General features: G+C 70.0%; 8 protein-coding genes. 7 read left to right on the top strand and 1 reads right to left on the bottom strand.

Annotation, left to right across the window (positions count from 1 at the left end; all coding sequences use genetic code 11):
* Positions 1 to 432 precede the first annotated feature (432 nt).
* The 7 genes from FZO89_RS05405 (at position 433) to FZO89_RS05375 (ending at position 10,016) form a co-directional block, all read left to right on the top strand.
* The gene (locus FZO89_RS05405) at positions 433 to 2,727 is read left to right on the top strand and encodes a TonB-dependent receptor (protein ID WP_149102283.1); all 2,295 of its coding nucleotides are present in this window, start codon (positions 433 to 435) and stop codon (positions 2,725 to 2,727) included.
* Entirely contained in the window at positions 2,727 to 4,058 is a 1,332-nt protein-coding gene (locus tag FZO89_RS05400; protein ID WP_149102282.1) for a spinster family MFS transporter, read from the top strand. The genes FZO89_RS05405 and FZO89_RS05400 overlap by 1 nt, the downstream gene beginning before the upstream one ends.
* A complete protein-coding gene (locus FZO89_RS05395; RefSeq protein ID WP_262378533.1) occupies positions 4,055 to 5,695 on the top strand; it encodes a carboxylesterase/lipase family protein in 1,641 nt (546 codons plus the stop codon). The genes FZO89_RS05400 and FZO89_RS05395 overlap by 4 nt, the downstream gene beginning before the upstream one ends.
* Positions 5,686 to 7,293: an AMP-binding protein gene (locus tag FZO89_RS05390; protein ID WP_222928092.1), complete on the top strand. Its 1,608-nt coding sequence runs from the start codon at positions 5,686 to 5,688 to the stop codon at positions 7,291 to 7,293. Before FZO89_RS05395 ends, FZO89_RS05390 begins: the two co-directional genes overlap by 10 nt.
* Before the next feature lie 141 nt (positions 7,294 to 7,434).
* Positions 7,435 to 8,070, top strand: coding sequence for a TetR/AcrR family transcriptional regulator (locus FZO89_RS05385; RefSeq protein WP_149102281.1), 636 nt, complete (start codon positions 7,435 to 7,437; stop codon positions 8,068 to 8,070).
* A 51-nt stretch (positions 8,071 to 8,121) separates the two neighbouring features.
* The gene (locus FZO89_RS05380) at positions 8,122 to 9,018 is read left to right on the top strand and encodes an SDR family NAD(P)-dependent oxidoreductase (RefSeq protein ID WP_149102280.1); all 897 of its coding nucleotides are present in this window, start codon (positions 8,122 to 8,124) and stop codon (positions 9,016 to 9,018) included.
* A 209-nt stretch (positions 9,019 to 9,227) separates the two neighbouring features.
* On the top strand, positions 9,228 to 10,016 hold the full coding sequence (locus FZO89_RS05375) for an SDR family NAD(P)-dependent oxidoreductase (RefSeq protein ID WP_149104054.1): 789 nt from the start codon (positions 9,228 to 9,230) through the stop codon (positions 10,014 to 10,016).
* 230 nt (positions 10,017 to 10,246) lie between these two features.
* Here FZO89_RS05375 and metK read toward each other — a convergent pair whose 3' ends face one another.
* Positions 10,247 to 11,458, bottom strand: a complete 1,212-nt coding sequence (metK, locus tag FZO89_RS05370; RefSeq protein WP_149102279.1) for a methionine adenosyltransferase — start codon at positions 11,456 to 11,458, stop codon at positions 10,247 to 10,249.
* Positions 11,459 to 11,689 lie beyond the last annotated feature (231 nt).

The following is an 11,689-nucleotide window of genomic DNA, read 5'->3' as shown; positions in this document are numbered from 1 at the left end:
CGCGCCGCCGGGAGGCGCCAGCGCCCGCGCGCAGCAGGGCGTGACCCCGAAGAGGCACGGATCGCACGCAGCGGAAGGTCCGTCTTCGTCAAAAGCAGGGGCGGGCCGCTTGTTCCGTCGCGGCCTGCGTACCCCTTCGCCGGGAGGAACGCGCAACCGCGACGAGCAGCGCCGTCTTCTCCGGGAAACCGAAGTGGCCCGCATGTGCGCCTGCACGCAACCGCGAGCGGAAAACGCCTCGGCTTGTCGGCGCCGGGCGGCCCGTCGGCCCGCCCGGGGCTATTCCCCGAGTACGCGAGGCGGACGATGCGATGTTGCGGTGCAGAAGATATTCACAGTCGTGTGAGTGAGTGTTGACAACGGCCCCGGGCCGCGCTCAGTATCCGGCCTGTCGCGTCTTGCTGAACCAGCATCCTGTGGGAGGGATCTGCAATGGGAAGTCGTCTGTTCGCGTGCGCCTCGATGGCCGCGCTGTTTGCCGCACCTGTTTCCGCGCTGGCCCAGGCTACGGCCGAGGCGCTGGCATCCGGGCAACGCGAGGCCGAAGCGCAGGCGTCCGTCGACGCCCAGGACCTCGACCGGATCATCGTCACCGCGACCCGGCGAAGCCAGCCACTGAAGGACGTGCCGCTCAGCGTGACCGTCCTGTCGCAGGAGGAACTCGACGCCAAGGGCATCGTCGGCTACGAGGGGCTGGCCTACGAAACGCCCGGGGTGGTGCTGAACCGGCCCACCGCCAACTTCAACAACTTCACCGCGCGCGGCATCGCCACCAACGGCTACAACGCCAACCTGCAGAGCACGGTGGCGATCTACATCGACGAACTGCCGATCTCCTCGAACGGCAACTCCACCATCCTCGACCCGAGCCTGTACGACGTGGAGCGGGTGGAATTCCTGCGTGGCCCGCAGGGCACGCTGTTCGGCTCCGGATCGCTCGCCGGCGCGCTGCGCATCCTGACCCGTGCCCCGGACCCCAACGTGCTGGAAGCCTCGTTCCTGGGCGACCTCGGCGTGCGCGGCTCGGGTTCGCTGCGCCAGCGCTACAACGCCATGGTCAACGTCCCGCTGGCGCAGGACACGCTGGCGCTACGGGTGGTCGCCTTCAAGCGGCACGAGGAGGGCTACGTCGACAACATCGGCACCGGGATCGACGACGCCAATACGATGGAGGCCTGGGGCGGACGCGCGACACTGCTGTGGGAGCCCAGCGACCGCCTGTCGGTGCAGCTGCGCGCATCGCAGGAAGACAGCAGTCCCGAGGATTCCGGCCTGACCAACCCGGACCTGGGCGAGGACGTCCGCTATTCCGACCTGCCCGACCGGTTCGCGGGCAGGATGACCAACTACAACGCGACCATCGGCTACCAGTTCGACGGCGCCAGGCTGACCAGCTCCTCGACCTGGTCCGATTACGCCGCCCACTTCGACGTGGACCTGGCCGCGACCTTCGGCCACCTCATTCCCTTCGGCCTCGAGGTACCGTACCGGGACGACCGCTTCGTGCAGGAGGTGCGCCTGGTGTCGGAAACCGGCGGGCGCGTGGACTGGGTGGTGGGCGGCTTCTACTTCGAGCAGCAGCGCAACGCCGACTACTTCTACCGGTCCTCGCAGGAATTCCTCGATGCCATGGGCATGGACAACCTGCCCGTGAGCCCTTACTACCTCCGCTTCCGGAACACGATCGACCAGCGCGAGCGCGCCCTGTTCGGTGAACTCACCTTCCGCTTCAACGACGACCTGTGGGCGACCGGCGGCCTGCGCTACGGCAGCACCCAGGCCCAGGCGACCCAGCAGGCGGGCGGCTACAACAGCAACTACCTCACCGCCGCGCTGACCGGCGCTACCGGGCCGCTGACCATCATCCCGATCGCGGAGATCGTCGGGCTCGAGGCCAGGGAAACCGGCCCCTCGTACCGCCTGAGCCTGTCCTGGCGGCCGACGCCGGCGATCACGACCTACGCTGCCGTCGCCACCGGCTTCCGCGCGCCGGTCGTCAATGCACGTGCCGGTGCGCCGAGCCTGGTCAACGAAGACGACATCATCATTCCCTTCGGCGCCGACTCCGACGACCTGATCAACTACGAGCTGGGACTGAAGGGCCGCTGGCTGGACGGGCGCCTGGCGGCCAACCTCGCGCTGTACCACATCGACTGGAACGACATCCAGGTGCAGGCCAACCGCGTCTCCGACTCCGTGCAGTTCGCCACCAACATCGGCGGCGCGATCAGCCAGGGGCTGGAGTTCGAGCTGGTGGCCAGGCCCGGCGTCAACTGGACGTTCGCGCTCAACGGATCGTTCAACCGGACCGAGGTGGACAGCCTGACCCCGGAGGAGGCCGCGATCTCCGGCGCCGTGCTCGGCGCGCGCCTGTCGGCGCCGCGTTTCCAGGGTTCGATGGTGATCGACTACGGCTTCGATGCCTTCGGCGATGCGGCGGGCAACGCGTCGTTCTCGCTGGCCCACGTCGGCGGCTTCCCGGGCATGTTCCCGAACGTCCCCGGCCAGCCGGGCGTGGTCAGTCCGATGTTCGACTACACCGAGTCGTACACGATCGCGAACGCGAACATCGCCTTCGCCTTCGAACGCATCACGGTGGGGGCCTACGTCGAGAACCTGTTCGACGACCGCTCGATCACCTACGTCCATCCCGAAGCCTTCCTCGACGGACGCTACGCCCGGGTGCCCCCGCGCACCATCGGCGCGCGCGTGGGCTACCGGTTCTGATGGCCGGCTCGCCCGCCACCGCGGCGATTCCCGGCGCGCCTGCCGCGCGTCCGGGCGCCCGCGCCTGGATCGTGCTCGCGGTCCTGTGCTTCGTCTACGTGCTCAACTTCCTGGACCGGCAACTGCTTTCGATCCTGGCCAAGCCGATCCAGGACGATCTTGGCGTGAGCGACGGCCAGCTCGGGCTGCTCGGCGGGCTGTACTTCGCGATGTTCTACTGCATCCTCGCGATCCCGGTGGGCTGGCTGGCCGACCGCAGCAACCGGGTGAAGGTGCTCGCCTTCTCGTGCGGCCTGTGGAGCGCGGCCACCGCGGCCTGCGGCGTGGCCTCGAGCTATCCGCAGCTTGCGCTGGCACGCATGGCCGTGGGCGTGGGCGAGGCGGGCGGGGTGCCGCCCTCGTACGCGATCATTTCCGACTACTTCCCGCCCGGTACGCGTGGCACCGCGCTGGGCCTGTTCAACCTCGGTCCGCCGATCGGCGCGGCGCTGGGCGTGGCCTTCGGCGCCTCGGTGGCGGCGGCGTATTCGTGGCGCCTGGCCTTCCTGTGGGTCGGCGCGGTCGGCGTGGTGACCGCGGTGGGCGTGTGGTGCTTCGTGCGCGAGCCGCGCAAGGGCGGGCTGGACCCGGCACCCGCGCGGCCGCCGGCGTCGGCCGGCACGACGGACGCGTCGCCGGGCTTCGGCGCCACCTTCCGCGGCTTCTTCGCCAACCCGGTGCTGCGCAACATGGCCCTGGCCTGCGGCGCCACCCAGTTCGTGACCTACGCCCTGCTCAATTTCAGCGTGCTGCTGCTGATGCGCGAGAAGGGCATGACCCTGGAGGAGGTGGCGGTCTGGTACGCGCTGGTGCTGGGCATCGGCACCGCCGGCGGCATGTACCTGTCCGGTCGCCTGATCGACCGGTTGGCGCGCCGGTCCAAGACCGCCTATGCGTATCTGCCGGCGGTCGGGCTGGTGCTGGCGCTGCCGCTGTTCGTCGGCTTCGTCTGGGCCGGCAGCTGGCAGTTGGCCCTGGTGTTCCTGTTCCTGCCCACCGGACTGAACTACTTCTATCTCTCGCCGGCGGTGACGCTGGTGCAGGAAGAAGTGCGTCCGGACCAGCGCGTGCTTTCGGGCGCGCTGCTGCTGCTGGTGATGAACCTGATCGGACTCGGCTTCGGCCCGACCTACCTCGGCCTGGCCAGCGATTTCTTCCGTGCCACCCATCCGGACAACTCGCTGCAGATGGCGTTCTACACCCTGGTCCCGTTCTACCTGCTGGCGGTAGGCATGTTCCTGCTGCTCGCGCGAAGCATCCGCCGCCAGCTCGCGCAGGAGGCAAGCCGATGAGCCGTTCCTTCTTCCGCATGCTGGTCGTGGCTGCCGCGCTGTTCGCCACGCAGGCCTTCGCCGGCGATCCACCGGTGGTGAACGCGCCGGCCGGCACGCTGCGCGGCGAGGCGCTGGAGGGGGTGAACGCCTTCCGCGGCGTTCCCTACGCACAGCCGCCGGTGCGCGAGCTGCGCTGGCGGCCGCCGGTGCCGGCCAAACGCTGGGATGGCGTGCGCGATGCGACCCGTTTCGGCCCTGCCTGCCACCAGCCGCCGCCGCGGCCGGGCAGCATCTACGCGCCCGACGAGGCGCTGGCGACGAGCGAGGACTGCCTCTCGCTCAACGTGTGGGCGCCGGCCGACGCGGAACGCGCGCCGGTATTCGTCTGGATCCACGGCGGCTCGCTGGTCGCCGGCAGCGGCAGCGAACCGATGTACCGCGGCGAGGCGCTCGCCAGGCAGGGCGTGGTGATGGTCACCGTCAACTATCGCCTCGGCGTGCTCGGCTGGCTGGCGCATCCGCAGCTGAGCGCGGAGTCGGCAGACGGGGTCTCGGGCAACTACGGCCTGCTGGACCAGATCGAGGCGCTGCGCTGGATCCGGAACAACATCGCCGCGTTCGGCGGCGATCCGGACAACGTCACCATCGCCGGCGAGTCGGCCGGCGCGCTGAGCGTGATGTACCTGTTGGCGGCGCCGCCGGCGCGAGGGCTGTTCCACCGCGCCATCGCCCAGAGCGCGTACATGATCTCGACCCCGCACCTGCGCGAAGCCGCGCACGGCGCGCCCGCTGCCGAGACCACCGGCCTTGAGCTGGCGCGCAAGCTCGAGATCCGCGGCCTGCCGCGACTGCGCGCGATGGATCCGCAGGCGTTGACCGTGCAGGCGGCGATGGCCGGCTACTTCCCGCTCGGCGTGGTCGACGGCGAGGTGCTGCCGGCGCAACTGGTCGAGGTGTTCGACCGCGGGCAACAGGCCGCGGTGCCCATCCTGGCCGGGTTCAACGAAGGCGAGATCCGCTCGCTGCGCTTCCTGCTGCCGCCGGCGCCTGCCGACGCGGCCGCCTACGAGGCGACGATCCGCGCCGCCTACGGCGAACTGGCCGACGCCATGTTGCGCCGCTATCCGCCCGCGAATCTCGACGAGGCGATGCTCGCGACCACGCGCGATGCACTCTACGGCTGGACGGCCGAGCGCCTCGTGCGCAGCCAGACCGCGCTCGGCCAGCCCTCGTACCTGTACTACTTCGACCACGGCTACCCGGCTGCAGACGAGGCCGGGCTGCACGCCTTCCATGCCGGCGAGATTCCCTACGCGCTGGGCACGGTCGACAGCACGCCACCGGACTGGCCGAAGATCCCGGACACCGATGCCGAGCGCCGGCTGGCGGCGGCGATGCAGGGCTACTGGACTTCGTTCGCGCGCAGCGGCACCCCCGTCGCGCGCGCTGCACCCCCGTGGCCGGCCTATGGCCAGGCGCGCGCCTACATGGCCTTCGACGGCGCGCCGCAGCCGGGCGAGCACCTGATGCCGGGCATGTTCGAGCTGGTCGAGGCAGTGGTCTGCCGGCGGCGCGCGCACGGGGGCCTGCCCTGGCACTGGAACGTCGGGATCATCTCGCCGCCGCTGCCGGACGGAGCGGCCGGGTGCCCGTGATCCACGGCGACATGCAGCCGTACGCGCTGACCGTGGACAGGTTCCTGGACCACGGTGCGAAGTGGCACCCTCAGGCCGAGGTGGTCACGGCGCGCGACGCGGGGCAGGTCGACCGGATCGGATACGCCGGACTGCATGCGCGCAGCCGCAGGCTGTCGACGTTGCTGGCGGGCCTGGGCATCGGCGACGGCGACCTCGTCGCCACCCTGGCATGGAATACGCAGGCCCACCTGGAGACCTGGTTCGCGGTCATGGGCATGGGCGCGGTGTGCCACACCCTCAATCCGCGCCTGGGCGAGGCGCACCTGGCGACGATGCTGGCGCAGTCGCGCGCACGCGTGCTGGTCGTCGCCGCCGACCTGGCGCCGCTGGCGCGACGCATCGCCGCGAAGGCCGATGCGCTGGAGCGGGTGCTGTCGATCGACGGCGCCGTGGGCGACGACGACGGCGTGATCCGGATCGAACCGCTCGAACCGATGATCGAGGTCGCGCAGGGCGATGTGCCCTGGGGCGACTTCGACGAGCACGCGCCCTGCGGCCTGTGCTTCACCTCCGGCACCACCGGCGCGCCGAAGGGCGTGACCTATACCCACCGCGGTATCTTCCTGCACACCCTGCGCACGCTGCAGGCCGACGCCATGGCCCTGTCGATGCGCGAGCGCGTGCTGCTGGCGGTGCCCATGTTCCATGCCAACGGCTGGGGCGTGCCGTTCGCCGCGCCCGCGGTGGGCGCGCGCCTGGTGTTGCCGGGCCGTCACCTGGACGGTGCCAGCCTGGCGACCCTGATCAACGGCGAATCGGTCACCGTGGCGATCGGCGTGGCCACCGTCTGGCTGGCGCTGGTCGAGCACCTGGACGCGAGCGGCGGGCAGACGCCGTCGCTGGAACGGGTGATCGTCGGCGGCGCGCCGATCGCGCCGGCGCTGATGCAGCGCATCGAGCGGCGCCTGGGCGCGAGCGTGCAGACCAGCTGGGGCATGACCGAGCTGTCGCCGACCGGCACCGTCGCGCCGCCGCACGATCCGGACCGGGCCGCGCACCAGTCCGGGCGTCCGTCGATCGGCGTGGACCTGCTGCTGACCGATGCGCAGGGCGTCGCGCTGCCGTCCCAGCGCGGCACGGAAGGCCATCTGCGCGTGCGCGGCGCCAGCACGGTCCAACGCTACTTCGGGGAAACGCAGCCGGCGGTCGATGCGCAGGGCTGGTTCGATACCGGCGATCTGGCGCGCATCGACCCAGACGGCCGCCTGGTCATCACCGGCCGCGCCAAGGATCTGATCAAGTCCGGCGGCGAGTGGATCAATCCGGCCGAGATCGAGGAGATCGTGGGCGGACTTCCGGAGGTGTCGCTGGCGGCGGTGATCGGCCGCGAGGACTCGCGGTGGGGGGAGCGTCCGGTGCTGCTGGTGGAACTGCGCGAAGGCGGCGCGATGGAAGACCAGGCACTGATCGACGCGCTGCGCGGCCGCGTGGCCTCCTGGTGGCTGCCCGACGAGGTGATCCGCGTCGAGCGCATGCCTTTGGCAGCGACCGGCAAAATTGACAGAATGCGGCTCAGGGCCGAGTTTGGCGGTGCGCCGGTGGAGACGGGAACATGACGTCCCGGGGCCCCGTGCCGATGGCAGTGCATTGGAGGCAGGGTGGCAACACGGGCGACATCCCGTTCCGGGCGCGTGCAGGGAACGAAGCGGGCCGGCGCGAAGGCGAAGCGTCCGACCAAGGCCGAGCAGCGCGCGGAGATGACCGAGCAGATCCTCGATGCCGCCGAACTGCTGTTCTCGCGCCATGGCCTGTACGGCGTCACGCTCAAGGACGTGGCCGGCCACGTCGGCGTGCACCACACCCTGCTCAACTACTACTTCAACGACAAGCAGACCCTGTTCGACGCGGTGATGGCGCGCCGCGCCCCGGTCACCAGCGGGCTGCGGATGCAGGCGCTGGACGACTACGAGGTCAGCTGCGGCGGCAGACCCACGCTCGAGGGCGCCCTGCACGCCTTCCTCGATACCGACCTCGACCTGTACATCCAGGGCGGCGAGAACTGGAAGAACTACGGTGCGCTCAGTGCGCTGGCCTCGACCACGCCCTACGGCGCGGAGTTGATGGACCGGCACTTCGACCCGGTGGTCCTGCGCCTGATCGACCTGCTGAAGAAGGCCATGCCCGATTGCGCGGAGGAAGACATCTTCTGGGGCTATCACTTCGTCACCGGTGCGCTGATGCTGACCCTGGCGCGTACCGGGCGCATCGACCGCCTCTCTGGCGGACTTTGCCGGTCGGACGACTACGACGCGGTCAAGGCGCGCATGGCGCGCTTCATGGCCGCGGGTTTCCGCGCGCTGTGCGCGCGAAAGGGGCAGGGCAGGACGCGCTGACCGCGTTCCCGGGCCCGTCCGGACGGTCTTTTCGGGAACGGGAGTCGGACCATGCGGCTTGAGGGACACACGGCGATCATCACCGGCGCCGGCGGCGGGCTGGGCCGCCAGCATGCGCTGTACCTGGCGCGCAAGGGCGTGCGCGTGGTGGTCAACGACGCCGTGGCGGGACAGGCGGAAGCAGTCGCCGACGAGGTGCGCGCGGGCGGCGGCGAAGCGATCGCGGTGGCCGCGTCCGTCACCGACGAAGACGCGGTGGCGGCGATGGTCGCGCGCACGCTCGAGGCCTGGGGACGCATCGACATCCTCGTGAACAACGCCGGCATCCTGCGCGACCGGAGCTTCGCCAAGATGGGCCTGGACGAGTTCCGCGAAGTGCTCGACGTGCACGTGATGGGCGCGGCGATCTGCTGCAAGGCGGTCTGGGAACCGATGCGCGCGCAGGCGCGCGGCCGCATCGTGCTGACCACCTCGTCGTCGGGGCTGTACGGCAACTTCGGCCAGGCCAACTACGGCGCGGCGAAGATGGCGCTGGTCGGGCTGATGCAGACACTGGCGATCGAGGGCGGCAAATACGACATCCGCGTGAACTGCCTGGCACCGACGGCCTCAACCGGCATGACCGCGGGCGTGCTGCCCGGGGAGAGCCTGCGCGTGCTGGACCCGGCCCTGGTCAGTCCGGCTCTGCTTCCGCTGGTCGCCGACGACGCGCCGACCCGCGCCATCGTCTGCGCCGGCGGCGGCCACTTCGCGCGCGCCTGGGTGACCCTGACCGCCGGCCGCTACCTGGGCGGCGGCGAGGACGCGGGCGAACGCCTGATCCAGGCCTGGAACATGGTCTCCGATCCGCAGGGACAGGTGATGCCCGACTACGGATTCACCCAGGCCGAGCGCGAAGTGGCCAGCGCGCAGGCGCATGCGCAGGCACCGCGGGCCGAAACCGCCTGACCGATCCACTTGCCCAGGCGCACGGTCGCCCTGTCGCGCGCGACGCGGACCGCATCCGCCGTCATTGCGATCGGCCCCTCCCATTTCAACCATGCCCTCTCGTTTGGACCCGCCGTTGTCATTTCGACCGCAGGGAGAATCCCGACCCGGGCAAGACTGATCTCTCCCTCCGGTCGAGATGACATGGTGGGGAAGCGGAGCACACGATGATGGTCACATCCGCTACCGGTTCTTTCGCGGGCAAGGTCGTGCTGGTGACGGGCGCGAGTTCGGGCCTCGGCGAGGCCGCCGCGCTGGAGTTCGCGCGACTCGGCGCTGCGGTCGTCCTGGCCGCGCGTCGCACCGACCGGTGCGAGGCGCTGGCACTGCGGATCATGGCCGCAGGCGGCCAAGCGCTTGCCGTGCCCACCGACGTCGCGCGGGCGACCGACGTCGAGGCCATGGTCGCGTCCGGCCTGGAACGTTTCGGCCGGCTGGACTGCGCCGTCAACAACGCCGGCATCGCCGGACCCATGCGCACGCCGGTGGCGGACGTGACCGAGGATCAATGGGATGAGGTGATGAACGTGAACCTCAGCGGCGTGTGGCGGTGCATGAAACACGAGATCCCGGCGATGCTGGCGTCAGGTGGCGGCGCGATCGTGAACGTCGCTTCGATCTACGGTCTCGAGCCCAGCGATGTCGGCCACGCGACGTATGCGGCCAGCAAGCACGGCGTGATCGGCCTGACCCGCTCCGCGGCGACCGACTACGGGCGGATGCAACTGCGCGTCAACGCCGTGGCGCCCGGCTTCACCCGCTCGGAAATGGTCGACCCGGGACGTCCGGGCGCTGCCGAGCACTACGGCCGGATGGTGGCGCGCCACTGCGCCATGCAACGGCTTGGGGAAGCGGAGGAAGCGGCGCGCGCCATCGTGTGGCTGTGTTCGCCGGACGCGAGCTACGTCAACGGCGCGGTGCTGCGGGTGGATGGCGGCAGCGCGACGCGCATGTACTGACCGCGCCGGAACATTGCCGCCGACGATGCGGACCGCGGAAGCCGGCCCCCGCCGACCATGCCGCGGCGTCGATACCGCTGCGCACGACCCGCGCGTCGCCAGTGGCGGAACGCCGATACGGGCGGGCGACGGCGCGGCTACCGGACATCCGAGGTGTGTTCCGAGGCGGGCAACGGAAACGAAGAAGGGCCGCTCGCGCGGCCCTTCGTTGCGTGCCGATGCGGCGGGGCCTACTTCAGCTTCGCCGCCTTCTTCAGTTCCTCGGCCTTGTCGGTCCGCTCCCACGAAAACGCGGTGGCCTTGTGCTTCTTGCCGGCCCCGTCGACGTATTCGACCTGGTGCGGCTTGCGGCCGAAGTGGCCATAGGCGGCAGTGGCCTGGTAGATCGGGTGCTCCAGCTCCAGCATCCGGGTGATGCCGTAGGGGCGCAGGTCGAAGTGCTTGCGGATCAGCTTCTCGATCACGTCGTCGCCGACCTTGCCGGTGCCGAAGGTGGTGACCGAGATCGAGGTCGGCTCGGCCACGCCGATGGCGTAGCTCACCTGCACCTCGCACTTGTCGGCCAGGCCCGCGGCGACGATGTTCTTGGCCACGTAGCGCGCGGCATAGGCGGCGCTGCGGTCGACCTTGGACGGATCCTTGCCCGAGAACGCGCCGCCACCGTGGCGGGCCATGCCGCCGTAGGTGTCGACGATGATCTTGCGCCCGGTCAGGCCGCAGTCGCCCACCGGCCCGCCGATCACGAACTTGCCGGTCGGGTTGATGTGGACCTTGTTCTTCGCCAGCGATTCGAGCCACTTCTTCGGCAGCACCGGCTTGAGGATGTGCTCGCGCACGGCCTCCACCAGGTCCTTCTGCTTGATGTCCGGGTCGTGCTGGGTGGACAGCACCACCGCGTCGAGGCCGAGGATGGCGTTGCCGTCGTAGCGCAGGGTGACCTGGCTCTTCGCATCGGGCCGCAGCCACTTGAGCTTGCCGTTCTTGCGCACCTTCGCCTGCTGTTCGACAAGTCGATGGCTGTAGTACAGCGGCGCCGGCATGTATTCGGGCGCCTCGTTGCAGGCATAGCCGAACATCAGGCCCTGGTCGCCGGCGCCCTGCTCCTCGGGCTTCTTGCGGTCCACGCCCTGGTTGATGTCGGGCGACTGCTTGCCGAGCATGTTGATGATCGCGCAGGTGTGGCCGTCGAAGCCGACGCTCGAGTTGTCGTAGCCGATGTCGTTGATCACCTTGCGCGCCAGCGCCTCGATGTCCACCCAGGCCGAGGTCGTGACCTCGCCGGCGACGATCGCCGCACCGGTCTTGACCATCGTCTCGCAGGCCACGCGCGCGCGCTTGTCCTGGGCGAGGATGGCGTCCAGCACCGCGTCGGAAAGCTGGTCGGCGATCTTGTCCGGATGGCCTTCCGAGACCGATTCGGAGGTGAACAGGTAGCTGGACATCGAGTTATATCCTTCAATTCGGATGAAAAGATGGGTGCGGATGATACACGGGCCGGACCCCGGGCGCATCATGCCCCGGACCGGCGGCCCGGGGGTTAAGCGGCGGCTGCTGCGGTAGCCGTTCGCCATGCCCGGGCGGCGGCCAGGGGCACTGCGTGTCACCTGCGTGCCGCAAACCCGCAACGCGACTGTCGCGCCCACGGCGCAGGCTGCCGGCCAACCGGGCCGACC

It is taken from the genome of Luteimonas viscosa (assembly GCF_008244685.1).
Classification (GTDB): Bacteria; Pseudomonadota; Gammaproteobacteria; order Xanthomonadales; family Xanthomonadaceae; genus Luteimonas; species Luteimonas viscosa.
This window is presented reverse-complemented; position numbering and strand designations above follow the sequence as displayed.